This window comes from Klebsiella pneumoniae subsp. pneumoniae HS11286 (genome assembly GCF_000240185.1).
In the GTDB taxonomy this organism is placed as follows: domain Bacteria; phylum Pseudomonadota; class Gammaproteobacteria; order Enterobacterales; family Enterobacteriaceae; genus Klebsiella; species Klebsiella pneumoniae.
Genome location: NC_016845.1, coordinates 4,482,131 through 4,506,509, shown reverse-complemented (window position 1 = coordinate 4,506,509; position 24,379 = coordinate 4,482,131). Strand labels below are relative to the sequence as shown.

Below are 24,379 nucleotides of genomic sequence, written 5' to 3'. Positions count from 1 at the left end.
TGACATTCATCAATCCCTGTGGGGCGTATTTCTGCGCCCATAGGGAGTGGGATACGCCTTTTTAAAAGGAGTTTCCCATGAAGAAATCGACCTCTCGTTCTCAACGCGTTGAGCGTACAGACCTGTACCAACAGGTGACCGATCGCATTGTTGCCGCGCTGGAAAAAGGCGTACCGCCCTGGCGCAAGCCGTGGCGCTCGGTGGAGAAATATGCCTCCAGCCCGTTTCCGGTTAATGCCGCGACGGGGGGTCACTACAACGGCGTTAATATCATGCTGTTGTGGCTGGCAGCGGAAGAGAAGGGCTACCGTTCCAATCGCTGGCTCACCTATAAGCAGGCGCAGGCAGTCGGTGGGCAGGTTCGTAAAGGTGAAAGCAGCAGTCTCGGCGTTATCTTCAAACCGTTTGAAAAGCAGGCGGAAGATAAAAGCGGCAGTAAGCTGTTTGACGCCGATGGCAAACCGGTTATGGAATCCCGGGTTATGGCTAAATCGCTGTACCTGTTCAACGTTGAACAGTGCGATAGTTTACCAGAATCCGTCGTTGGGGTGACTGCCGTTCCTTTGTCGCAGGAGGATGTGGATACCGTCAGTACGCCGGTGTTTAATCGCATTCTTGATATGCTGAATGCCTCCGGCGTAAAGGCTACATCGTTTAGCCAGAACCGGGCATTTTACCGTCCATCCACCGATGAGATTGTATTACCAGCAGTCGGTCAGTTTTTTTCTGATGCTGATTATTGGGCGACATTGTTGCATGAGCTGGTTCACGCCAGCGGCCATGCCAAACGGCTAAACCGCGAGGGCATCACGTCTTCATTGAGTCGGTTTGGCGATCCGATTTATGCGTTTGAAGAGCTTATCGCAGAGCTGGGTAGCGCTTTTCTCTGTGCCGAACTGGGCGTTTATGGTGAGGTGCAACATGAAAGCTACTTTGCCTCATGGCTGAAGACGCTGAAAGAGGACAAACACGCTATTTTCCGGGCCAGCCGTCAGGCGCGCGAGGCCTGTGAATTTTTACTTAACCTTGCTCAGGATGTGCGCCGTTCAGTGGCCTGATGCGCTAAATGCTCCTTCGGGAGCATTTTTTATGGGATTTGGAAATTATTAGGAACCTAAACAGAGTTGTTTGTTGTTGTTTATGGGCGGAGAAATAGAGTGGCAGCTTTTCATTTCAGCCATCGGCGGTATTTATGCTCAATACTCTATTTTTCTGGCGTGACAAGGCGCATCCGCCGGAACCCTTATCCGATAACCGTTCACCTGTGCCTGCGGGTTATTTTGCTCCGGCCAGCGTAGAGGAGTTGTTGGGCACACCTCTACGTCAGCAATATCTGCAAACGCTGTGGGATTACTCTTCTCTGCCCAGAAACCTGTATCAGCAGTATTACCTGACTCCTCTGGAGCAGTGTGTACTACTAATGCAGCAGTTTCCGGTAGCGGAGCAGGGGGCGTATGCGTACCCCGGTGGGATGGTCGATTGTTTTCTTAAAACGCTGGCAAACGCGGTGAAACTGTCAAAAAGCTACATGTTGCCGCCGGGTGCTGACCCTGAAGATCAGGCGACGCAGGGGGCTGCGTGGTCTGCGGTTATTGTCTGGGCGACCATGTTTAGCGTGTTGGACAATTTGGCGCATCTCCACGTTGAACAGGAGAACGGGCAGGTCTGGTCGCCGGTTGCAGGCGTTCTGGATAAACCCTACCGCTTCCGCTTTGTGCCAGAAACTCAGCCGGAAAAGGTATATGGCCACAGCGCCATGCTGGCTTTCAGGCTGCTGCCGGAAGAGGGGCTGCGTTGGCTGATTCGATGGCCCGACGCGTTAAAGGCGCTTTCGATGTTTCTTGCCGGGTATCGGGCGCAATCAGGCGTAGTAGGGGCAATAGTTTTACAAGCCGGGGAGGGCAGCGATAAAACGCCGCCAGTCACACCATCCGCGTTGCCAGAAGCTTGTCCTGATTCAGCTTTTGACGATTACGCCACTTTCTTACAACAGGCACCGCCGCCCTGTGAATATGTTGAAAATATTCCCGATGATTTACCGTCTTTTATGGAGAATGTGGAAGGAGCCGATCTTTCTTCTGAACCGGCATTGTGCCGCTTTCATCCTGCTGGTGAGTTGTTTATTGACTGGCTCAGACAATCTATACAGCAGAAAAAAACGATAGCCAATGAGCCGGATGGTCACGTATATGTGATCGCGGGGGCTGTATTCCTGAAAACTCCGTCAATTTTTCATAGGTTTATGGCGGAACAGAGGGAGGCACTGCGACCATTAAAAATAGACAACTGGCGTGATGTTCAGCGCCAGTTTGAAAAAATAAATCTGCACAGGCGGCAGCGCGGGGGAGCAAATGTATACCAGTGCCGTAATAGGGAGAGCCAGAAGGTTTATCACGGCTATCTTGTACCTGCGAAAGAAATTTATGGCGCAGCAACAGTGCCAGCAGATACCCCGTTATTAGAAGTTAGCTCTTTGAACTAATGGGACGAAATTGACTATGGATGAATTGTTAACATTTGAAGTTCTTCTGGAGAAGTATTTTTACGCTAAAACATTACGGCCTGACACGCAGTGGAGTTATTGCAAGGTAGTAAGAACGTTTACGAAGTTTGCGAAAGTATTACCTGGGGAGGTCAGTGCCGATTTGGTGCTGAGGTGGAAAGAAGAAGTATTAAAAGTGCAGGGGCTGAAGGTTCGTACCTGGAATAACAAGGTTGCCCATATGCGTGCGTTGTTCAACTTTGCTATCAAGAAAAAACTATTCCAGGAAGAGAACCCGTTTAATGGCGTTGTGGCTTGCCCGGGCGTTAAACGTAAAAAAACACTTTCTGACAGTCAGCTTGAAACGGTCTATCGGGTTATGCAGCAGCAGAGGGGAAGGGAGCAATCCGGCGATCGTTATCGTAATGCATTGGCTCCAGCATGGTTCTGGACTGCCGTGCTGGATATCTTGCGCTATACGGCCATACGCCAGAATCAGTTCTTACATATCAGAATTAGCGATGTCGATTTTGATTCGCACTGCATTCACTTACGGCTTGAGGGGGCTAAAAATCACCGTGAACATCAGGTGCCGATTATCTCCGCCCTGCGTCCATCGCTTGAGGAGTTGGTCAGTCAGGTGACAAAAGCGGGGGCAATGCCACATGAGCAGCTATTTAACATCGCCTGGTTTGATTTCAGGAGAAAGGCAAATTATCAGGATGGTATGACGAAAGTTCCTCTACGGTCCTTTTTCCGTCGGTTGTCCCGGGAGTGTGGTTTTCTGGTTAGCCCTCATCGTTTCCGTCATACCATCGCGACAAAGCTGATGCGTACGCCGGAACGTAATCTGCAAACGGTGAAAACCTTGCTGGGGCACGTTAGTCTGGCGTCAACGCTGGAATATGTGGAGGTGAATATCGAAAGCCTGAAGGCGACGCTGGAGCAGGAGTTAAGATGGTGAAAAATGGCGCATATTGACAGTTTCACTAAAAACTGTAACATCGCCTAAAGCGAAAAACCCTATTCAGGTGGGCTGAATAGGGTTTCGCACAGAGTGGAACAATCAAGTTCAACAGGTGATGACATTCATCGCTGTCTAAACTCTGTCCTCACATCTGATTTCGCCCCGCTATTTCATGCCTTGTACACATGAAGCTAGCCGAACGGTACTGTGTAAGTGGTGCCCGGACTCGGAATCGAACCAAGGACACGGGGATTTTCAATCCCCTGCTCTACCGACTGAGCTATCCGGGCAACGGGGCGCATTAAACCGTAATCGCCGCGCCTCGTCAACGAAATTTATCTGTTTTGCAGCAGACTGAACAATCTATCACCACATTGCGCTAAAAGCACGCGTTTTCAGGCAAAAAACAGCGTCCAGGCCGCGGAAATCGGCATCGCCAGCACCAGCGCAGGCAGCATATTCACTACGGCAAACATTTTTATCCCGCAGATGCGCAGCCCGGTGGCCACCAGCAGCATGCCGCCGACGGCGCTGAAATCCGCCAGCATCATCGGCGTGGTAAGCGGCATAATGATCGCCGCGCAGGCTGCAAGAGTCAGCTGGATAAGCAGCATCGGTACGCTGATGGCGGCGACGGCAATGCCCAGGGTGCAGGCGAAGATGGTGGCGGTGAAAAAGTCGAGAAACGCTTTGGCAATCAGAATGCTGGCGTCGCCGGTCATCCCTTCGCGCATGGCGCCGAAGACGCCGGTGCCGCTGGCGCAGAACAGGACGATAATCGCCACATAGCTCTGAATATAAGACTCATGAGCCGAAGCCTTTTTCTTGCCTTTCGCTGACATCAACTGCTGGAGTTTACTGACCAGCGTATTGATGCCTTTTTCCATATTGCATATTTCGCCGAGCAGCGTCCCTACCAGGGTCGACAGCACCATCACCGGCAGATTGGCGCACTTAATGACCAGTAAAATGCCGATGCCCAATGACGCCAGGCCAAAAATAGAGGTCATTGCGGTGCGGATCCGTTCCGGCAACCGTTGGCTGAGTAAGGCGCCCAGCACACCGCCGACCAGCACCGCGCTGGCGTTAATAAAAGGTCCTGTAACCACGCTGACTCCTGTTAAAAATCCCTGATAACCGCATTATTATGGCGTTAACTTACCGGGAAAGCTTGTGTATCCGTGATATAAGTGCATACGGTTTTCATCTTGCGCCTGTTCGGGAAAGGTGCCATGATTGCGCGAATTTTCTCCTCCCTGATATGAGGCCGCCGATGACGACACAGCCATTATCTCGCCAGCGACGCCGCGCCCAGATGCGCGGGCTGCCTCATCTTGCTACGCTTACCCCTCTGTTCACCATGCGGTGAAGGACACGTATGCTCACTGTAGGGCAACAGTAAGATCGGACGCGTCTGCTTTTACTGATGTCCGGCGGTCGGAGCTGAATCCGTCAGACCCGGACACATCGTTGGGCAAGGTCTCCCTTGTCTGAGATTTTTACACTCCCGATACGGGCATTTGCGCTTATGAAATCCATGCACATTGCCGCCAGCTGCGAGCTGGTCACCCGCTTGTCCACCCACCGTCGCGTTGTGGCGCTGGACAGTACCGATTTTACCGATGTGGCGGCAGTCGTCATCTCCGTGGCCGACAGTCGCAGCGGCATCCTTACTCTCCTCAGGCGTAGCGGATTTAACCTGCCGGTCTACCTGCTGAGTGAGACGGCGGTCGACAAGCCGGAGGGGGTGCAGGCGGTGATCGCCGGTAAAGATCAGGAGTGGCTGGAGCTGGAGGCGGCGGCCTGTGATTATGAAGCGCGTCTACTGCCGCCGTTTTTCAATACCCTGACCCAGTACGTCGAGATGGATAACAGCACCTTTGCCTGTCCGGGGCATCAGCACGGGGCGTTTTTCAAAAAGCACCCTGCAGGCCGTCAGTTCTATGACTTTTTTGGCGAAAATGTCTTTCGCGCCGACATGTGCAACGCCGATGTGAAATTAGGCGATCTGCTGATCCACGAAGGATCGGCCAAGCACGCGCAGAAGTTCGCTGCGAAGGTGTTCAACGCGGATAAAACCTACTTCGTCCTCAACGGCACCTCGGCGGCCAACAAAGTCGTGACCAACGCGCTGTTGACCCGCGGCGATCTGGTGCTGTTCGATCGCAACAACCACAAGTCAAACCATCACGGGGCGCTGATCCAGGCGGGGGCGACGCCTGTTTACCTGGAAGCCGCGCGCAATCCGTTCGGCTTTATCGGCGGCATTGACGAGCGCTGCTTTGATGAGCATTACCTGCGGGATCTCATCCGCGAAGCGGCGCCTGAGAAAGCCAATGCCTCCCGCCCGTTTCGTCTGGCGGTGATCCAGCTGGGGACCTACGACGGCACGGTCTATAACGCCCGCCAGGTGGTGGATAAGATCGGCCACCTCTGCGATTACATCCTGTTCGACTCGGCGTGGGTGGGCTATGAGCAGTTTATCCCAATGATGGCCGACTGCTCGCCGCTGCTGCTGGAGCTGACCCCCGACGATCCGGGTATTTTTGTCACCCAGTCCGTGCACAAGCAGCAGGCCGGCTTCTCACAGACGTCGCAGATCCATAAAAAGGATAACCATCTGCGCGGCCAGGCGCGTTTCTGTCCGCACAAGCGGCTGAATAACGCCTTTATGCTGCATGCCTCCACCAGCCCGTTCTATCCGCTGTTTGCCGCGCTGGACGTCAACGCCAAAATTCATGAAGGTGAGAGCGGCCGCCGCCTGTGGGCCGAGTGTGTGGCGCTGGGCATCGAGGCGCGCAAAGCGATCATCGCTAACTGCAAGATGATCCAGCCCTTTATTCCGCCGACGGTGGCGGGGCGCCCGTGGCAGGATCACCCGACCGAGGCGATCGCCCGGGAGCGCCGCTTCTTCAGCTTCGAACCCGACGCGCGCTGGCATGGTTTTGAAGGCTACGCGGACGACCAGTATTTTGTCGACCCGTGCAAGCTGCTGCTGACCACCCCGGGCATCGACGCGGAGAGTGGGGAGTACAGTGAGTTCGGCATTCCGGCGACTATTCTGGCGCATTATCTGCGTGAAAACGGCATCGTGCCGGAGAAGTGCGATCTCAACTCGATTCTGTTCCTGCTGACGCCGGCGGAAAGTGCCGAAAAAATGGCGCAGCTGGTAGCGATGCTCGGGCAGTTTGAACAGCATATTGAAGCGGATACGCCGCTGGCCGATGTGTTGCCGACCATCTATAACAAATATCCGGTGCGTTATCGCGACTATACCCTGCGCGAGCTGTGCCAGGAGATGCACGATCTGTACGTTAGCTTTGACGTGAAGAGCCTGCAAAAAGAGATGTTCCGTAAACGGAGCTTCCCAAGGGTGGTGATGAATCCCCAGGATGCCAACCACGAGTTTATTCGCGGCAACGTTGAGCTGGTGCGTCTGAGCGAGGCGGAAGGCCGCGTCGCGGCGGAGGGGGCGCTGCCGTATCCGCCGGGCGTGCTGTGCGTGGTGCCCGGCGAGGTCTGGGGCGGCGCCGTGCTGCGCTATTTCCTCGCGCTGGAAGAGGGGGTCAATATGCTGCCTGGCTTCTCGCCGGAGCTGCAGGGGGTTTACAGCGAGACGGATCCGGACGGCATTAAGCGGCTGTATGGCTACGTGCTGAAGGGATAAAAAAACGCCCCGCCGAACAGGCGGGGCGTTTTACTTTTGCCGATCACACGCTCTGCTGGGCGGCGGTCGGTTGTCTGACGTGTTTGTATTTGAACAGCGCCACGAAGGCAAAGGCCAGCACCAGCGAATAGCCGGCGAAAATCAGCCACACGCTCTGCCAGTCAGTGATCCCCTCGACGGTAAAGTGTTCGACGACTTTGCCGCTCACCATCCCGCCGAGAATACAGCCGAAGCCGTTGGTCATCATCAGGAACATCCCCTGAGCGCTGGCGCGGATTTCCGGGCGCACCTCTTTCTCAACGAACACCGAACCGGAGATGTTAAAGAAGTCGAAGGCGCAGCCGTAGACGATCATCGACAGCACCAGCAGTACAGTGCCGAACGGCGTCGGGTCGCCAAAGGCGAACAGGCCGAAGCGCAGCATCCACGCCACAATACTGATAAGCATCACATTCTTAATGCCGTAGCGGCTAAGGAAGAATGGGATGGTCAGGATAAACAGCGTTTCGGAAATCTGCGAAATCGACATCAGCACTGACGCGTGCTCGACGATAAAGCTGCCGGCAAACAGCGGATCTTTATCGAAGCTGTGCAGGAAGGTGTTACCGAACATGTTAGTGATTTGCAGCTCGGCGCCGAGCATCATCGAGAAGATAAAGAAGATAGCCATACGCTTGTTTTTAAACAGCGCAAAAGCGTTCAGGCCGAGCATCTCCGCCCAGCTTTGATTGCGCTGGGCGTTGGCGACCGGAATATGCGGCAGCGTCAGGGTGAACAGAGTCAGCAGGACCGACAGCGTCGCGCCAATGTACAGCTGCATATGGCTCAGTTCAAAGCCGGAGAAGCTCACGCCCCACATGGCGAGGATAAAGCCGATGGTGCCCCAGATACGAATTGGCGGGAAATCGGTGACAATATCCAGCCCCGCCGACTGCAGGCGGTAGTAGGAGATGGTATTGATCAAGCCAAGCGTCGGCATGTAGGCCAGCGAGTTAAGCAGGATCACGAGGAACATCTCGCCCGGCGTGGTGACCTGCGCCGCGAGGTACAGCGTTAACGCGCCGACCAGGTGGCAGATGGCGTATACCCATTTGGCGCTGATCCACTTATCGGCGACGATGCCGAGCAGCGTCGGCATCAACACCGCGGCGATACCGAGCGAGCTATACACTGCGCCGATTGCCGCGCCGTCAAACTTCAGCGTGACAAACATGTACGAGCCAAGCGTGGTGAGCCAGCTCCCCCAAAGGCAGAACTGCAGGAACGACAGTATTTTGAGCTGCAGCTTAAGATTCATGTAGTTATCCTCACGAATGTGGGCTTGTTATGTTTTTAAAATAACATTAATCCCGTTATTTTGATGCGATTCTATCATTCACTAGCTTAATGCTTCTGTTAACTGCCGCAGAAAACCGAAAGATATTACAGAGTATGGCGGAGAATAAGCGCGGCCTCAGCGCGGGGCTGAGGCCGGAGTCGGGAGGAGGGCTATTTACGGCGGTAGCTTTTCTGCGCCGTATTAACTTTGTACAGATAGCGGCGCGATTCCGCCGACGGATGGCGGGTGGTCAGCGTCTGGTAGACGTCCCCTGGCGCCATGCTGTTGATAATATTGGCCGCCTGCACTTTATCGCTGGAGAAGACCCGCAGTACGCTGCCGGCGCCGCCGTTATAGGCAGTGATCACCGCGTAGCGACGCGAGGTGGGGTTATCGATGCCGGCGAGGTAAACATTGTTCAGCATCGCCAGGTAGGCGGTACCGGTGTCGATGTTATTCGCCGGGTCAAACAGATAGCTGCGGCTTGGCAGGCCGGATTTACCCTGGGAGCGGAAGACGTCTCTGCCGGCGCTGTGCTGGACCACCTGCATCAGCCCCATGGCGTCGGCATGGCTGACCGCATAGGGGTTAAAGGAGGATTCGGTCTGCATAATCGCGAGGATCAGCGACTCATCAACCCCATACTTACGCGAGGCCTGACGCACCATGCCGAGGTATTTATGCGCACGTTTGTCGAGGTGGTTCGGCACCAGGTTAATGGTGATGCTGTAGACCACGCGCAGGCCGTTGTTGCGGCTCTTCAGACGGGTTTGCAGCAGATAGTCGGCAAAGCGCGCGGCGCGCCACTCCCAGCGAATCGACGCCCCGGTGTTATCCACCACCTGGCCATAGAGGAACGGCTCTTTGGAGATCTGGATGTCATCGACATCGGAATAGAGGTCAATGGAGTTGGGGTCATCGCCCATCAACAGGGTTTTGACGATAGCCTGGCGCAGTCGTCCGCGAGGGTCGGTGCCGGCAATGGTCTCGACGGTGATCGTCCCTTCATCGAAGTTGATGTGGCTGCGGGTTTGATACTGGTCGGTGTACTTGACGTAGTCCTTTGGCCCGGCGAGCAGGACTTCGTTGTACCCCCAAATGTTCTCGATGTTGTGGGCGAACTGGCCCATCAAAATATCGAATCCGTTCGTGTCCTTGACCCAGGCCTCGTTGTATTCGGCGCCTTTTTTATTGGAGCTGGAACACGAAACGAGCAACGGCGCAATCAGCGCGAGCGCTAAGTATTTTTTCATCATTCCGGGCGTGCGTGTTGTGTTTGTTTTTTTAAAGGCCGCAGGGCCCTTACTGTTTTTCCGGCGGCGTGTAGCCTTCGATGTGCACGTCTTTCCCTTCAAACAGGAACTGCACCATCTCCTGCTCAAGCAGTTTGCGGTGCTCCGGGTTCATCATGCTGAGCTTTTTCTCGTTGATCAGCATGGTCTGCTTGTGCTGCCACTGCGCCCAGGCTTCTTTGGAGATTTCGTTGTAAATACGCTTTCCGAGCTCGCCCGGATACAGCTGGAAATCCTGGCCGTCCGCTTCACGCTGCAGGAAGGTACAAAAAATGGTTCTGCTCATAATTAATCCTCTTTGATAGCCGAAAAATTTATACCGGCGCTCCGGCTTTTAGCTGTTGCAACAAGCGCTCCACGGGGGCCGCCAGACCGACCGACGGCGGCTGCGCTAAGTTATACCAGAGTGCGTTGCCTTCATCCATGCATGCGCCAGATGAGTGCACTGTAAGCCACATCGGCACAATATCCAGGTGGAAATGGCTGAAAGTGTGGCGAAAAGCGGTTAATTGCGTCAGATTATCGGCCTTTATCTGGCGCTGCGCCAGCCACTCGCGTAGCTCCGCTTCGTCTGCAAACTGCGGAAAACAGAACAACCCGCCCCACAGACCCACCGGCGGACGCTGGGAAAGAAACACCTCGTCGCCGTGCTGCATCAGCAGGAAGTAGCCGGTGCGTTCCGGGAGGGTCTGCTTCGGTTTTTTGCCCGGATATTCCGCCCATGAATGGTTCGCGTAGGCCACGCAGCCGTTGCTCAGCGGACACAGCTCGCACTTCGGCTTCGAGCGGGTGCAAACCATTGCCCCGAGATCCATCATCGCCTGGTTGAAGCGCTCGACGCCCTCTGCCGGGGTGACCTCTTCGCTGATGTCCCACAGCCGTTTTTCCACCTCTTTTTTCCCCGGCCAGCCGCTGACAGCATAGCAGCGGGCGAGCACGCGCTTCACGTTGCCGTCGAGAATCGGATAATGCTGACCGAGCGAAAGGGATAAAATCGCCCCCGCCGTTGAGCGCCCGACGCCGGGCAGCGCCGCCACTTCGTCAAAGGTCCGGGGGAATTCGCCGCCGTGCAGTGTGGCGACTTGCTGCGCGGCTTTATGTAAGTTGCGCGCCCGGGCATAGTAGCCCAGACCGGTCCACAGATGCAGCACTTCATCCAGCGGCGCGTTGGCGAGATCCACCACCGTGGGGAAACGCGCCATAAAGCGTTCAAAATAGGGGATTACCGTGGTCACCTGGGTTTGTTGCAACATCACTTCGGAGAGCCATACTTTGTAGGGCGTCTTGGCGATTTGCCAGGGCAGGGTTTTACGCCCGTATTTGTCGTACCAGTCCAGAACCTGGGCTGAAAATTGCGTGGCGAGAAAAGTCAAAGCTACGGCTCCGGGATCGCGATTACAGGGGGGCAGATTGCAGCATAAGGGCGAGTGGCTGTAAACCCTTGCATCCGCCGGGTAACTTTGGATAATGCCCGTTTTCCGAACACATTCACAAGCAGACCAAACTTTTATGAAAAACGACGTCATCTCTCCGGAATTCGATGAAAACGGTCGCCCGCTGCGCCGGATTCGTAGCTTCGTCCGTCGCCAGGGCCGCCTGACGAAAGGGCAGCAGCATGCGCTGGATAACATTTGGCCGGTGATGGGCGTTGAATTCAACGATGCGCCGCTCGATTTCGCCGCCCTGTTTGGCCGTGACGCGCCGGTCACCTTAGAAATTGGCTTCGGGATGGGCGCCTCGCTGGTGGCGATGGCGAAAGCCAAACCGGAACAGAATTTCCTCGGCATTGAAGTACACTCCCCGGGCGTTGGCGCTTGTCTGGCTTCTGCGGAAGAAGAAGGCGTACAAAACCTGCGCGTAATGTGTCACGATGCGGTGGAAGTGCTGCATACCATGATCCCGGATAACTCGCTGAATATGGTGCAACTGTTTTTCCCTGATCCGTGGCATAAAGCGCGTCATAATAAACGTCGTATCGTGCAGCCGCCTTTCGCTGAGCTGGTGAAAAGCAAGTTGAAGCTCGGCGGCGTCTTCCATATGGCGACCGACTGGGAAGCCTATGCCGTGCATATGCTGGAAGTCATGTCCTCGCTGGAAGGCTATCGTAACCAGTCGGCAAGCAACGATTACGTACCGCGCCCGGAATCGCGCCCGGTAACCAAATTTGAACAGCGTGGCCATCGTCTCGGCCACGGCGTATGGGACTTAATGTTCGAGAGGGTGAAATAATGGCCAAGAATCGTAGCCGTCGTCTGCGTAAAAAAATGCATATCGATGAGTTTCAGGAGTTAGGCTTCTCCGTCGCCTGGCGTTTCCCGGAAGGGACCAGCGAAGAGCAGATCGACCAGACGGTCAACGATCTGATCGAAGAGGTGATAGAGCCGAACAAGCTGGCCTTCGACGGCAGCGGTTATCTCTCCTGGGAAGGGCTCATCTGCATGCAGGAGATTGGTAAGTGCACTGAAGAGCATCAGGCTATCGTACGCAAATGGCTGGAAGCGCGTAAGTTAGAGGATGTGCGCACCAGCGAACTTTTTGACGTCTGGTGGGACTAAGTTTGACAAGGGTCGGCAATTGCCGGCCCGTTTTGTCTTAAGGGAGTTTTATGATGCGTAAAACGCTGCTGGCGGTGGCGCTCTCCGTCACCGCTTTGTCTGCCCATGCGGACTACCAGTGTAGCGTCACGCCGCGTGACGATGTGATCCTCAGCCCGCAGCAGGTGCAGGTGAAAGGGGAAAACGGCGATCTGGTGATAAAGCCGGACGGCAATCTGACCTTTAACGGCAAGGCCTATGCGCTCAGCGCCGCCCAGCGCGAACAGGCGCAGGATTATCAGGCCAGCCTGCGCAGCAGCCTGCCGTGGATTGACGAAGGCGCGCGTTCGCGAGTCGAAAAAAGCCGCAAGGCGCTGGATAAAATCATTACCGAACAGGTTGGCGCCAACAGCAGCATGCACGGTCGCCTGACCAAACTGGACGCGCAGCTGAAAGAACAGATGAACCGCATAATTGAGCGCCGCAGCGATGGCCTGACCTTCCACTATAAAGCCATCGACCAGGTACGCGCCGATGGCCAGCAGCTGGTGAATCAGGCGATGGGCGGCATTCTGCAGGACAGCATTAACGAGATGGGCGCCAAAGCGGTGCTCAAAGGCGGCGGTAATCCGTTACAGGGCATTCTTGGCAGCCTCGGCGGCCTGCAAACGGCGATTCAGGAGGAATGGAAAAACCAGGAGGCCGATTTCCAGCAGTTTGGTAAGGACGTCTGCAGCCGGGTGGTATCGCTGGAGGACAGCCGCAAAGCGCTGGTTGGCTCGCTGAAATAATGCCATGGCGGTCCGCTTCCCGGCAGGACCGCCGCTGCGTTTACTCGTTCAGAAACAACTCAAGCAGGGAATTCAGGAACAGCTTACCGTGCTCGGTAATCTGCCAGTTCTGCTCGTCTTCCTGCAGGTAGCCCTGGGCTATCGCCGCGTCCAGCTGCGGGCGGATCGCCGCTTCCTCAAGTCCGGTATAGCGGCTAAATTCAGCGCGCGGCGCGGCCTCCAGCAGGCGAAAACGGTTCATAAAGAACTCAAACGGTTTATCCGCTTCTTCCACATCATGCTGACGCTCAAGGTAACGGCCTTCCATATACCCGCGCGGGTGGCGGGTTTTGGCGGTTCGCAGAATGCGTCCGTCAGGGAAGGTGATCTTGCCGTGCGCGCCGCAGCCGATGCCGAGGTAGTCGCCAAAGCGCCAGTAGTTGAGATTATGCTGACACTGGAAGCCTGGCTTAGCATAGGCGGACGTCTCGTACTGCTGATAGCCGGCGGCGCTCAGCAGCTGATGCCCCTGCTCGAAAATATCCCATAGCGCGTCGTCATCCGGCAGCACCGGCGGCCGGGAGCCGAACAAGGTGTTCGGCTCAATGGTCAGCTGGTACCACGACAGGTGCGGCGGGTTGAGGGCAATCGCCTGACGCAGATCGTCCAGCGCCTCCTCCAGCGACTGGTCCGGCAGACCGTGCATCAGGTCGAGGTTGAAGCTGCGCAAGCCGAGGCCGCTGGCGAGACGTGCTGCGCGCTTGGCCTCCTCCGGGCCGTGGATCCGCCCCAGGCGCTGCAGCTTCGGTTCGCTAAAGCTTTGTACGCCGATGGAGATGCGGTTCACCCCGGCGCGCTGATAATCAACGAAGCGATCGGCCTCCACGGTACCCGGGTTGGCTTCCATGGTGATTTCCGCCCCGGCGGCCAGCGGCAGGCAGGCGCGGACGCCATCCAGCAGGGTTTGCATGGCCGGGCCGGACAGCAGGCTCGGCGTTCCGCCGCCGATAAAAATAGTGCCTATTTCCCGTCCCTGGGCATATTGCGCATCAGCCTGCAGATCGTTCAGCAGATGCTGGACGTAGTCATCATGCGGCACCTCGCCTTTCAGCGCATGCGAATTAAAATCACAGTACGGGCATTTCTGCACGCACCAGGGAATATGGATATAGAGACTCAGCGGCGGCAAATTAGCCATTACGTAATGCTTCCAGTAACAGTTTCAGCGCCTGCCCGCGATGGGAAATGGCGCTCTTTTCTTCACGGCTCAGTTCGGCCGCGGTTTTCCCTTCTGACGGGACGAAGAAGATCGGGTCGTAACCGAAGCCGCCATGACCGGCGGCTTGTCGGGTGATTACCCCAGGCCAGCTGCCGTGGCACACCAGCGGCGTGGGATCCTCGGCATGGCGCAGATAGACCAGCACGCAGTGGAACTGGGCCTGACGCTGGTCGTCCGGCACGTCCTTTAACGCGTCGAGCAGCTTCTCAAGATTCTGCTGGTCGCTGGCATCGACGCCGGAATAGCGTGCGGAGTAAATACCCGGCGCGCCGCCAAGAGCATCGACGGCCAGACCGGAATCGTCGGCGATGGCCGGCAGGCCGGTGATCTGCGCCGCGTGGCGCGCTTTCAGAATCGCGTTTTCAATGAAGGTCAGGCCGGTCTCTTCCGCAGAGTCCACGCCCAGCTCGGTCTGAGCGACGATATCGAGACCAAAATCTTCCAGCAGCGAGGCCAGTTCGCGCACTTTGCCGGCGTTGCCGGTAGCGAGGACGACTTTTTGCATGATGAATCCTGTTTATTCAGTTAGCGCCGCGACCGCAGTCGGGATCTGTTGTGGGGCGATGATTTTAACTTGCTTATGGCGGCCCAGCTCGCCTTTTTCAATCAGTACCTGGCTTTTGGCGACGCGGAACTGTTTGGCGAGAAATTTCACCAGGTGGGCATTGGCCTGGCCATCAACGGGCGGGGCGGTAATGGCGACTTTAAGCTCGTCGCCATGTACGCCCACGATGCTATCGCGGCTGGCCTTAGGCTGAATGTACAGCCTCAACACCAGCCCGTCAGCGCAGGTTTCAACGGCACTCATAGCGCCATCCACAGCCCCGGCAGCAGTACATTACCGGTGGCCTGCAGCACTTCGGCGATGCCCATATTGATTACGTACAACAGCAGTACCAGCACCATCGGCGAGAAATCGATACCGCCCATCGACGGCAGCAGGTTGCGGATAGGGCGCAGCAGCGGGTCCGCCAGCTGCATCAGCACATACTCCACCGGGCTACGGCCCTGGCTGACCCAGCTCATGATCGCCATCAATAGCAGTACCCAGAAGATCAACGAGCCGATGGTTTTCAGCAGAATAAGCAGAGCGGAGATCCAGATGATCGGCTGGAAGGTGATCACCATAAACAGCACGATCGCTTTGATGACGCAGAGAATAAATGCCACCAGCAGCGAGGCGCTGTCAATCGGCCCCATTGCCGGGATAATCCGGCGCAGCGGTCCGACAATCGGCTGCGTGGCTTTCACCACAAACTGCGAAAACGGATTGTAAAAGTCGCAGCGCGCCCACTGCATCCAGACGCGTAACAACACGACCATCGTGTAAAGCTCAATGACCGTTGAAAGCAGGAAAGTCAACGTCTTCATGGCGTTCCTCAGATTCCTTATTATTTGCTGTAGTCGCGCGCACCAAAAATGGCTGTACCGATGCGCACCATCGTGCTTCCCGCCGCGATTGCGGCTTCCATATCGTCCGACATTCCCAGAGACAACGTATCGACCGTGGGGTACCGCGTTTTTAATCGCGCAAATGCTACCGCCATTTGCCGGGCGACGGCAAACTGCCTTACATATTCTGACTCAGGCGCGGGGATGGCCATCAGGCCGCGCAGTTCCAGATGAGGTAACTCAGCGATCTCCGCCGCTAAGCCGTCGAGCGCTTCCAGCGGGATGCCGGATTTGCTCTGCTCATCGCTGATGTTAATTTGAATCAGCACCTTCAGCGGCGGCAAATGCGCCGGGCGCTGCTCGTTCAGGCGGGTGGCGATTTTCAGCCGATCGACGGTGTGGCACCAGTCAAAATGCTCTGCCACCAACCGACTTTTGTTGGACTGCAGGGGGCCAATAAAGTGCCACTGCAGCCCGCTGACGCCAGCCTGCTGGAAATGGTTAATCTTCTCCACGCCCTCCTGGACGTAGTTTTCACCAAATGCCCGCTGGCCTGCCGCAATGGCTTCTTCGATCGCGCTCGCAGGTTTCGTTTTACTCACTGCAAGCAATGTCACTTCTTCTGGCGCACGCCCGCATAGGGCGGCAGCACCGGAGATTTTGTCCCGGACCTGTGCCAGGTTATGCGCAATATCGTTCATATTCCGAGGATGAGTTATGAAGCTGGAAGAAATCGTAGCCCTTAGTGTAAAGCATAATGTCTCCGATCTACACCTGTGCAATTCCGCCGCACCACGCTGGTGGCGGCAGGGCAGGCTGCAGCCCGCGCCCTTTCCCGCGCCGGATATTGCGAATTTACTCAACGACTGGCTCGATGCCGCACAGTTACTGCACTGGCAGGAACACGGCCAGATTGACTTTGCGCTGACCCTGGCCTGCGGTGCGCGGCTGCGCGCCAGCGCCTTCGCCCATACGCGTGGGATATCGCTGGTGCTGCGCCTCCTTCCTGAACAGTGCCCGCGTCTGGACACGCTCGGCGCCCCGCCTGCGCTGAGCGAACTGCTGGCGGAAGAGAGTGGTTTGCTGTTGGTCACCGGAGCGACGGGCAGCGGCAAGTCGACCACCCTGGCGGCAATGGTGGGGCACCTCAATCAGCATCTTGATGGCCATATTCTGACGCTTGAAGATCCGGTGGAATTTATTCATCACAGCGAGCGCTGTCTGATCCAGCAGCGGGAAGTTGGCCGTCACTGTCCTTCGTTCGCCGCGGCGCTCCGCGTGGCGCTGCGCCAGGATCCGGATGTGATCCTGCTCGGGGAGCTACGCGATAGCGAAACCATTCGCCTGGCGTTAACCGCGGCGGAGACCGGGCACCTGGTAATGGCGACATTACATACCCGCGGCGCGGCGCCGGCGGTGGAGAGATTAATCGATGTCTTTCCGGCGGAGGAGAAAGATCAGGTTCGTAGCCAGCTTGCCGGAAGCCTGTGCGCGGTACTGGCGCAAAAATTGTTACCTGCACGTCAGGGCGGGAGAGTTGCGCTATACGAGCTTCTGGTCAACACGCCAGCGGTGGCGAATTTGATCCGTGAAGGAAAAGTACATCAATTGCCTGGTGTGATGCAGACCGGGATGCAGGCCGGAATGTTGACCTTTACCCAGAGTTTTCAGCAATGTGTCGCTGCAGGCGCGCTATAAGATGAGAAAGAGATTGATATGACAGGTTAAATAATATGTTAGATGAATGTTTATTTGTTGTTTATTAATATTATTTGGTAATACAAATAACTTTTGATTATAAATTCAAATAACACATTCAGATTAGATATGTCGACAGTGAATACGCATTTCCAGGAAAAAAGTTTGATTATCTTTTGACAGCTTTGAGTCATTCGATTTATGCTGTTTGTGGGAATAGGATGATTCTCATGGAATAACGTTTCAGTTTGTAAATTACCTTGGTGATTTATAAATTCACGACTGTTTGTATCTTTTTTTATTCATTTAACCACCATGGCGGTGGGTAACAGCTAAGGAGAGTTTTAAGTGATTAATTTAAATGGAAATTCATCATCTTCTCGTCAGGTAACCTTTATTACCCACCCGTCTATTCAAAGCAAAGCCTTTGCCAGCTATCTGAGCGAAACCCTGATGGCACCGGTGGTTTTACAAAATATTAATAAACCGCTGGCGCAGCGTTTGGCAAAAGATTCTGTAATATTATTTGATATTGCAGTGTCAAATAAGAAATTAAACGGGGTGTGGCGGGATATTATTCGCCTGCAGGCAGATAATCCTCGTTTGTTGATTATTAATAGCGCACAAAAGTATGAGCTATACGAAATGGCGCAGTGGCCGGCTTTATATGGCGTGTTCCGTCATGACGATGATGAATCGCGCTTAATTGAGGGCGTTAAGGCCGTGCTGAACGGCGAGCAGACGGCTGAATTGAGCGTGATGCACCCGGCGATGTACGCTGCGGACCATGCATCGACTCCAGTAGAGAACTCGCCGCTGACCGAGCGGGAATGCGAGATCCTCAACGAACTGCGCTGCGGCGCGACGAACCTGGATATCGCCCGCGCGCTGTTTATCAGCGAGAACACGGTGCGGACGCACCTGTACAATGTGTTTCGTAAACTGAGCGTGAAAAATCGCACCCAGGCGGTGAGCTGGGCTAACGAACATCTGCGCCACTAAGCGGGTAAACGTGCGCCGTCAGCGGTCCGCCGGCGGCGCAGGAGGGCAGAGTTTAAAAGCTCTGCTCGAAGTAGCTTTCCAGTATGACTACGGCAGAGGCTGAATCGACGCTGCCTTTATTCAGCGCCCGGTAGCCGCCGTGTTCAAACAGGCCCGCGCGGGCCTCAACCGTACTCAGCCGTTCATCGTGGAGAAGGATCGCGACGCCAAAGCGGCCATGAATTTTATTGGCGAAATTACGCGCGCGCGCCGTCAGCGGTTGCTCGGTGCCGTCCATATTGAGCGGCAGGCCGACGATTACCGCCTCAGGCTGCCACTCTTTAAGCAGTTTTTCGATGACGTTCCAGTCCGGTTTACCATCCTGCGCCTTCAGCGCCGGTAATGGTCGTGCGGTCGCGGTGATGCGTTGTCCCACCGCCACGCCGATGCTTTTGGTGCCAAAGTCAAAGCCGAGAAAGGTTCCGCTCATCACGCATGCCCCGCGACGCCTGGCATCGTCACAATGTCGATACCAATCAGTTTAGCCGCCTCGCGCCAGCGATCGGCGATCGGCGTACGGAAAAGAATATTCTGATCCGCCGGGGCGGTGAGCCAGGCATTATCTAAAATCTCCTGCTCCAGCTGCCCTTTCTCCCACGAAGAGTAGCCCAACGCAACCAGCACGTTGCCCGGCTGCCGATCGGTTCCTAAGGTTTCAAGAACATCCCGCGAGGTGGTAATCACCGTGTTATCCGAGATGCGAATGCTCGAGGAAAAGTCAGAGGGCGGGGTATGCAAAATGAAGCCGCGGTCTTCCGCCAGCGGGCCTCCCAGCATCACCGGTTTATCCAGACGGATCTCTGGATTGCGCGGCTCCGGGACAATTTTGAGCTTCTCAAGGATCCCTTCCACCTGCAGATTTTCCAGCGGCTTATTGATAATAATGCCCATGGCACCCTCGTCGTTGTACTCGCAGATATAGACTACGGAGCGGCGGAAAATGGGGTCCTGAAGCGCGGGCATGGCAATCAGAAAGTGATGCTGTAAATTCATTGTCAGAGGTTCGTTCCTGGTTCAAAAAAGCAACACCCAGTATGCGGGCAAAGTAGAATGGTGTCGATGCACTTTATCTGGCTGGCGCCCGAGTGGCGTCAGGCTGGCAACGTTTCACGAGCGCGGTAATCCGCGCTCGCTGCGCCAAAAGCGGACGTTGGTCCGCCGTCGTGCTTATTTATCGATACGTCTTTCGATAGCGTCCATCAGCATACCGGTGATCGAAATATCCGGGAAGGCGGCTTCGATTTCGCGTACGCAGGTGGGGCTGGTGACGTTAATTTCCGTCAGACGGTCGCCGATGATATCCAGGCCGACGAAGATAAGGCCTTTGGCCTTCAGCGTCGGGCCGACGCGGCGGGCGATTTCCCAGTCGCTTTCGGTCAACGGGCGGGCTTCGCCGCGGCCGCCGGCGGCCAGATTGCCGCGGGTCTCGCCACCCTGCGGAATTCGCGCCAGGCAGTAAGGCACGGGCTCTCCATCCACTACCAACACGCGCTTGTCGCCATCTTTAATGGCCGGCAGATAGTTCTGCGCCATGCAGTAGCGGCTGCCCAGTTCGGTCAGCGTCTCGGCAATCACCCCAAGGTTTGGATCGCCGGCTTTAACCCGGAAAATAGAGGCGCCGCCCATGCCGTCGAGCGGTTTCATGATGATATCGCCGTGCTTTTCCCAGAAGGCTTTCAGCTGGGCTTTATTGCGGGTGACCAACGTTTCCGGAGTCAGTTCAGAGAACCAGGCGGTGAACAGCTTCTCGTTACAGTCGCGCAGACTCTGCGGCTTGTTGACGATAAGCGTGCCTTTCTCTTCCGCCCGCTCCAGGATGTAGGTGGCATAAATAAATTCGGTATCAAACGGCGGATCCTTACGCATCAGGATGACGTCAAGGTCCGCCAGCGGCAGATCCTGCTCGCCGGTGAAGTCATACCATTTATCGTAGTTCTGTTCGACGCTCAGCGTGCGCGTCCGGGCGCGGGCTTCGCCGTTGATCAAATAGAGGTCGTTCATCTCCATATAATGGAGTTCATAGCCGCGACGCTGCGCCTCCAGCAACATAGCGAAGCTGGTGTCTTTCTTGATGTTGATGGTTGCGATGGGATCCATCACGATGCCGAGCTTGATCATGGTTCTTCTCCGTTAACGCCTCAACCTAAGTCGCCAAAACGCACCTGTAGGGCGGTGATGGCGGTGAGCGCAGTAGTCTCTGTACGTAGAACGCGCGGTCCCAACAGGATATCAGTAAACTGGTATTGCGCGGTCATCGCTATCTCTTCAGCCGACAGCCCGCCTTCCGGGCCAATCAGCAGACGGACGCGTTCAACCGGCAGCGGCAGCGTGTTAATGCTGGCGCTGGCGCGCGGGTGCAGGTTGAGCTTCAGCCCGCTGTCCTGCTCGGCGCACCACGCCTCCAGCTGCATCGCCGGACGTATTTCCGGTACCACGTTACGACCGCTCTGTTCGCAGGCGGCAATAGCGATTTTCTGCCACTGCTGGATCTTTTTCTGCAAACGTTCGGCATCCAGTTTAACGCCGCAGCGCTCGGAAAACAGTGGCGTTATGAGGCTTACCCCGAGTTCGATCGATTTCTGGATGGTGAATTCCATTTTTTCGCCGCGGGACATCACCTGGCCTAAATGGATATGCAGCGGCGATTCCCGATCGTCAGGTTCGCCACTGAGCACCTCAACCGTAACGTTTTTCTTACCGGCCTCGGTGATGACCGCGTCAAACACCTGGTTACTGCCGTCAAAAAGCTGTAGGTGCTGACCGGCGGTCATGCGCAGGACGCGGCCGACGTGGTTGGCCGCGTCATCGCTCAGCGCGATCTGGCTGCCGACAATGAGGCGTTCTGGATGATGGATGCGAGGAATGCGCATGCTTGATATTCCGTTCGTTGCGCAGATGCCAGCTTCCCGCCATCGGGCGGGAAGCACAGGGCTGCAAATTAACAATTGCCGCTAGTGTAGGTTAGCTCTTTTGCGCCTGGCAAGCCTGCTGGACATACGGATTATGGTTGCCCTGCACTTTCGCGATGCGCTCATCACGTTCACATTCCCAGGCGGTGACCGGGTACTGTTTATTCCAGGCGGTAAACAGCTGAGTTTGCTGGCGGGAAAGATTCAGCTGATAGCGGTCGCGCATATAGAAGTAGGTGCGGGCGATGGCGCCGCGAGCGCGGGCAGGGGGCTCGGCGATTTTATCTTTAAAATCGACCTTCATTGTGCACTGGCCGTACTGGCCTTCACCGCCGTTCCACTGGCTGTACATAAAGTTGCCGCGATCGCCATTCACTTCTCCCACCGCCGGCTGCAGGTTGTGCATATCGCTTTCCATCTTGCGGTATTCCGGATCTTTGGCGCAGTTTTTACGTCCACCCTCCTGCCAGCACTGACGCTGATGGCCGAACTGCCATGCCGGCACTACGTGCTCCCATTCAACCCGGCTGGCGCGGTTCTCATTTTTACGCACTTTATAGCCGCAGGATTCCAAATCGATAACGCCTTTTTTCCCCTGCCAGTCGATTTTACAGCCGCAATAAAAATCGCCCGGAACGTCGGCATTCACTTTGACGCCAGCGGCTTTGGCCTGGGAAAAACTATTAATACCAGCGGCCGCAAGCGGACCACTGACTGCCGCGCTCAATACCGCTACGGCTAAAACATGCATACGGGACATCGTTAACTCCGTGTCAAAACGAGCCCGCAACGTAGCGAATGAGGGTGCCGGATGCAATCAGTCAGATCAGAAAGTTTCTAATTAATTCCGATGGTTATTTTTCAGCCACCAGCAGATCGCCGCAGCGAACGCAGCGGTAGGTGGCCTCGCCGCGAACCACCCGGTTATGGCGACGGACGGTGAGCTGGTGCTGCTGACAGCGACAGCGATAGGGGAAGGTGTTCTGGCGGACCGAAGCGAGTTCAAAGCGGTGGGTGCGACGCGCGGGAACGCCAAGGACGCTCTCCATCATCCATTTCCACTCTTTCCCGTGCGGCGCGACGCGGCCGAAATGCTGCCAGACCAGCAGGTGCGCCAGCTCATGCGGCACCACTTCATCGATAAACTCACGCTGATTTTCCAGCAGTAGCACCGGGTTTAAACGAATTTCGTTTTTCTCCAGCCAGGCGGTGCCGGCGGAAGTACCACGCTGCTGGTAGACCAGCGTCGGTTCCGCATAGCGGCGTTCCAGCTTGCGATTCGCATTGGCGAGATGCTCCCGCAGGCTGCGCATGACGGCCTGCTGAATAGCGATGGGAATACGGGGCGTTTTCATAGCGCCAGAGGATAGTGCGGCGGAGGGGGGAGAGCAAGAGGAAGCTTCCTCCCGGGATGGGAGGAAGCTCAGGAAGGTTAATCGCGGGCACCGATCTCGCGCAGTGGACGACCCTGCATCAGGTTACGTTCAATATGTTCCAGCGAGACGTTTTTGGTTTCCGGGATCAGCCACAGCGTCAGCAGGATAAACAGCACGTTCAGACCGCCGTACACCCAGAAGGTATTGGCGCTGCCCAGCGAGTTGAGCATGGTCAGGAAGGTGGCGCCGACAATCATGTTGGCAATCCAGTTGGTCGCTGTGGAGCAGGTGATACCGAAGTCGCGGCCTTTCAGCGGCTGGATTTCGGAGCACAGTACCCAAATCAGCGGGCCGGCGCTCATGGCGAAACCGACGATGAACATCAGCAGCATCAGGACGGCGATGTACTGCGCGGTAGAGGAGTGAATGCCGATGTGCATCATGGTACCCAAGACGCCCATACCCGCGGCCATCACGATAAAGCCAAGGATCAGCGTCGGTTTACGGCCCCAGCGGTCGACCAGACCGATGGCGATAAAGGTGGCCAGCACGTTAGTCAGACCGACGATCACTGTCCCCCACATTTGCTCAGTGGTGTTGGCATAACCCGCCAGCTCAAAAATCTTCGGCGCGTAGTACATGATGACGTTCATCCCGGTGAACTGTTGCATCACCTGCAGCAGGATGCCGAGGAACACCGCGCGGCGGAAGTTGCTGTTGTCTTTAAACAGCGACCAGCCGGACTGTTTTACCTTCAGGCTTTCACGGATTTCATCGAGCTCGCGTTTCGCTTCGGCGCTAGTATCGCGCAGGCGCAGCAGCACGCGTTCCGCATCGACAAAGCGACGTTTGGCGGCGAACCAGCGCGGGCTGTCCGGCAGGAAGATAACGCCGATCAGCAGCAATACCGCCGGAATGATGATAACCCCGAGCATCCAGCGCCATGCGCCGCTGTAGCTGAAAGCGGTGTCAGAGAGATAGGCGCCAAGGATCCCGATGGTGATCATCAGCTGGTACATGGAAATCATACTGCCGCGAATTTTTTCTGGGGCGATTTCCGACAGATACAGCGGAGCCGTATATGAGGCGACGCCCACCGCCAGGCCGAGCAGCACACGGGAAACCAGCAGGATCTCGACGTTTGGCGCGGCGGCAGAGAACAGCGAACCGGCGACGAAGAGGATTGCGCCGATCATCAGGCTCTTTTTCCGGCCCAGTTTGAAAGAGAGCCAGCCGCTGCCGACCGCGCCGACGGCAGCCCCGAACATCATGGAGCTGACCACCCACTCTTGGGTGTGGGCGGAAATCTGGAACTCATTGGCAATAAAGGGTAAGGCACCCGCAATAACACCGATATCAAGGCCGAACAGCAGGCCAGCCAGCGCGGCGAGGAAACAGACGAAGAACGTCATAGTCTTGTTCGAACGCCCTTGTTTTTTGTTGTCAGGCATAACGCCCTCCAGTTGAGTTATTGATTCTGTCGATGGTTAGGGTAGGACACTCGTCGGTAAAAAAACGTGACTATAATCACGGCTGTGTAATCGTTTCCACAAAGGTAAAGAAACGTAATTCATTAAATGCTTTTTAAATCAGCAATATAAACAAGGATAGACGACATTTTGAAAAACGGTAATCAGAGTTGACCGAAACAATA

28 protein-coding genes and 1 tRNA gene are annotated in these 24,379 nt (G+C 55.9%); 10 read left to right on the top strand and 19 right to left on the bottom strand.

Annotation, left to right across the window (positions count from 1 at the left end; genetic code table 11):
• The first annotated feature begins 77 nt into the window (after positions 1–77).
• The 3 genes from KPHS_44720 (at position 78) to KPHS_44700 (ending at position 3,446) form a co-directional block, all read left to right on the top strand.
• Complete coding sequence (locus KPHS_44720) at positions 78–1,058, top strand: antirestriction protein (RefSeq protein YP_005228772.1); 981 nt, start codon at positions 78–80, stop codon at positions 1,056–1,058.
• Between the two features lie 134 nt (positions 1,059–1,192).
• A complete protein-coding gene (locus KPHS_44710) occupies positions 1,193–2,482 on the top strand; it encodes a TraI domain-containing protein (protein ID YP_005228771.1) in 1,290 nt (429 codons plus the stop codon).
• A 163-nt stretch (positions 2,483–2,645) separates the two neighbouring features.
• The gene (locus KPHS_44700; RefSeq protein ID YP_005228770.1) at positions 2,646–3,446 is read left to right on the top strand and encodes a Phage integrase; all 801 of its coding nucleotides are present in this window, start codon (positions 2,646–2,648) and stop codon (positions 3,444–3,446) included.
• Positions 3,447–3,663: 217 nt separating this feature from the next.
• Here the strand turns inward: KPHS_44700 and KPHS_t00540 are convergent.
• Together KPHS_t00540 and KPHS_44690 are read right to left on the bottom strand one after the other, a co-directional pair.
• Positions 3,664–3,739 (bottom strand) — tRNA-Phe (locus tag KPHS_t00540).
• Between the two features lie 105 nt (positions 3,740–3,844).
• A complete protein-coding gene (locus KPHS_44690) occupies positions 3,845–4,558 on the bottom strand; it encodes a putative transport protein (protein YP_005228769.1) in 714 nt (237 codons plus the stop codon).
• Between the two features lie 419 nt (positions 4,559–4,977).
• Here KPHS_44690 and KPHS_44680 point away from each other — a divergent pair, with 419 nt between their 5' ends.
• On the top strand, positions 4,978–7,116 hold the full coding sequence (locus KPHS_44680; protein YP_005228768.1) for an ornithine decarboxylase: 2,139 nt from the start codon (positions 4,978–4,980) through the stop codon (positions 7,114–7,116).
• 43 nt (positions 7,117–7,159) lie between these two features.
• Here KPHS_44680 and KPHS_44670 read toward each other — a convergent pair whose 3' ends face one another.
• Both KPHS_44670 and KPHS_44650 read right to left on the bottom strand, forming a co-directional pair.
• Entirely contained in the window at positions 7,160–8,413 is a 1,254-nt protein-coding gene (locus KPHS_44670) for a nucleoside permease NupG (protein ID YP_005228767.1), read from the bottom strand.
• A 191-nt stretch (positions 8,414–8,604) separates the two neighbouring features.
• A complete protein-coding gene (locus KPHS_44650) occupies positions 8,605–9,564 on the bottom strand; it encodes a murein transglycosylase C (RefSeq protein YP_005228766.1) in 960 nt (319 codons plus the stop codon).
• Here KPHS_44650 and KPHS_44660 point away from each other — a divergent pair.
• Positions 9,547–9,675: a hypothetical protein gene (locus tag KPHS_44660; protein YP_005228765.1), complete on the top strand. Its 129-nt coding sequence runs from the start codon at positions 9,547–9,549 to the stop codon at positions 9,673–9,675. The two genes, KPHS_44650 and KPHS_44660, sit on opposite strands and share 18 nt — an antisense overlap.
• 61 nt (positions 9,676–9,736) lie before the next feature.
• Here the strand turns inward: KPHS_44660 and KPHS_44640 are convergent, their stop codons facing one another.
• Positions 9,737–10,012: an oxidative damage protection protein gene (locus KPHS_44640; protein YP_005228764.1), complete on the bottom strand. Its 276-nt coding sequence runs from the start codon at positions 10,010–10,012 to the stop codon at positions 9,737–9,739.
• A 28-nt stretch (positions 10,013–10,040) separates the two neighbouring features.
• Positions 10,041–11,099: an adenine DNA glycosylase gene (locus KPHS_44630; RefSeq protein YP_005228763.1), complete on the bottom strand. Its 1,059-nt coding sequence runs from the start codon at positions 11,097–11,099 to the stop codon at positions 10,041–10,043.
• A 136-nt stretch (positions 11,100–11,235) separates the two neighbouring features.
• On the opposite strand from KPHS_44630, the gene KPHS_44620 reads away from it, so the two are divergent.
• From KPHS_44620 to KPHS_44600, 3 genes are read left to right on the top strand one after another with little or no spacing between them, the layout of a single operon-like run.
• Positions 11,236–11,955, top strand: coding sequence for a tRNA (guanine-N(7))-methyltransferase (locus tag KPHS_44620; RefSeq protein ID YP_005228762.1), 720 nt, complete (start codon positions 11,236–11,238; stop codon positions 11,953–11,955).
• Entirely contained in the window at positions 11,955–12,281 is a 327-nt protein-coding gene (locus tag KPHS_44610) for a YggL family protein (protein ID YP_005228761.1), read from the top strand. Before KPHS_44620 ends, KPHS_44610 begins: the two co-directional genes overlap by 1 nt.
• A gap of 50 nt (positions 12,282–12,331) precedes the next feature.
• Positions 12,332–13,051 carry a DUF2884 domain-containing protein gene (locus KPHS_44600; protein YP_005228760.1) on the top strand — a complete coding sequence of 240 codons (720 nt, stop codon included), beginning with the start codon at positions 12,332–12,334 and terminating at the stop codon, positions 13,049–13,051.
• A gap of 40 nt (positions 13,052–13,091) precedes the next feature.
• Here KPHS_44600 and KPHS_44590 read toward each other — a convergent pair whose 3' ends face one another.
• The 5 genes from KPHS_44590 to KPHS_44550 form a co-directional block, all read right to left on the bottom strand.
• Entirely contained in the window at positions 13,092–14,228 is a 1,137-nt protein-coding gene (locus KPHS_44590) for a coproporphyrinogen III oxidase (protein ID YP_005228759.1), read from the bottom strand.
• Positions 14,221–14,814, bottom strand: a complete 594-nt coding sequence (locus tag KPHS_44580) for a putative deoxyribonucleotide triphosphate pyrophosphatase (RefSeq protein ID YP_005228758.1) — start codon at positions 14,812–14,814, stop codon at positions 14,221–14,223. The genes KPHS_44590 and KPHS_44580 overlap by 8 nt, the downstream gene beginning before the upstream one ends.
• A 12-nt stretch (positions 14,815–14,826) precedes the next feature.
• The gene (locus KPHS_44570) at positions 14,827–15,117 is read right to left on the bottom strand and encodes a YggU family protein (RefSeq protein YP_005228757.1); all 291 of its coding nucleotides are present in this window, start codon (positions 15,115–15,117) and stop codon (positions 14,827–14,829) included.
• On the bottom strand, positions 15,114–15,632 hold the full coding sequence (locus KPHS_44560; protein ID YP_005228756.1) for a YggT family protein: 519 nt from the start codon (positions 15,630–15,632) through the stop codon (positions 15,114–15,116). The genes KPHS_44570 and KPHS_44560 overlap by 4 nt, the downstream gene beginning before the upstream one ends.
• Before the next feature lie 68 nt (positions 15,633–15,700).
• A complete protein-coding gene (locus tag KPHS_44550) occupies positions 15,701–16,402 on the bottom strand; it encodes a PLP-binding domain-containing protein (protein ID YP_005228755.1) in 702 nt (233 codons plus the stop codon).
• Between the two features lie 16 nt (positions 16,403–16,418).
• Here KPHS_44550 and KPHS_44540 point away from each other — a divergent pair, with 16 nt between their 5' ends.
• Positions 16,419–17,399, top strand: coding sequence for a type IV pilus twitching motility protein PilT (locus tag KPHS_44540; protein ID YP_005228754.1), 981 nt, complete (start codon positions 16,419–16,421; stop codon positions 17,397–17,399).
• A gap of 50 nt (positions 17,400–17,449) precedes the next feature.
• Here KPHS_44540 and KPHS_44530 read toward each other — a convergent pair whose 3' ends face one another.
• Positions 17,450–17,593, bottom strand: a complete 144-nt coding sequence (locus KPHS_44530; protein ID YP_005228753.1) for a hypothetical protein — start codon at positions 17,591–17,593, stop codon at positions 17,450–17,452.
• Between the two features lie 154 nt (positions 17,594–17,747).
• Here KPHS_44530 and KPHS_44520 point away from each other — a divergent pair, with 154 nt between their 5' ends.
• Entirely contained in the window at positions 17,748–18,401 is a 654-nt protein-coding gene (locus KPHS_44520; RefSeq protein ID YP_005228752.1) for a DNA-binding transcriptional regulator CsgD, read from the top strand.
• A gap of 52 nt (positions 18,402–18,453) precedes the next feature.
• On the opposite strand, the gene KPHS_44510 is transcribed toward KPHS_44520, so the two are convergent.
• From KPHS_44510 to KPHS_44450, 7 genes are all read right to left on the bottom strand, one after another.
• On the bottom strand, positions 18,454–18,870 hold the full coding sequence (locus KPHS_44510) for a Holliday junction resolvase-like protein (RefSeq protein ID YP_005228751.1): 417 nt from the start codon (positions 18,868–18,870) through the stop codon (positions 18,454–18,456).
• Complete coding sequence (locus KPHS_44500; protein ID YP_005228750.1) at positions 18,870–19,433, bottom strand: YqgE/AlgH family protein; 564 nt, start codon at positions 19,431–19,433, stop codon at positions 18,870–18,872. The genes KPHS_44510 and KPHS_44500 overlap by 1 nt, the downstream gene beginning before the upstream one ends.
• Before the next feature lie 174 nt (positions 19,434–19,607).
• Positions 19,608–20,558 (bottom strand): glutathione synthetase, encoded by a 951-nt coding sequence (locus KPHS_44490; RefSeq protein ID YP_005228749.1) that lies wholly within the window; start codon positions 20,556–20,558, stop codon positions 19,608–19,610.
• Positions 20,559–20,578: 20 nt separating this feature from the next.
• Positions 20,579–21,310, bottom strand: coding sequence for a 16S rRNA (uracil(1498)-N(3))-methyltransferase (locus tag KPHS_44480; RefSeq protein ID YP_005228748.1), 732 nt, complete (start codon positions 21,308–21,310; stop codon positions 20,579–20,581).
• Positions 21,311–21,401: 91 nt separating this feature from the next.
• Complete coding sequence (locus tag KPHS_44470) at positions 21,402–22,109, bottom strand: DNA-specific endonuclease I (protein ID YP_005228747.1); 708 nt, start codon at positions 22,107–22,109, stop codon at positions 21,402–21,404.
• A gap of 94 nt (positions 22,110–22,203) precedes the next feature.
• Positions 22,204–22,704, bottom strand: a complete 501-nt coding sequence (locus KPHS_44460) for a SprT family zinc-dependent metalloprotease (protein YP_005228746.1) — start codon at positions 22,702–22,704, stop codon at positions 22,204–22,206.
• A 77-nt stretch (positions 22,705–22,781) separates the two neighbouring features.
• Entirely contained in the window at positions 22,782–24,176 is a 1,395-nt protein-coding gene (locus KPHS_44450; RefSeq protein ID YP_005228745.1) for a galactose-proton symport of transport system, read from the bottom strand.
• Between the last annotated feature and the right edge of the window lie 203 nt (positions 24,177–24,379).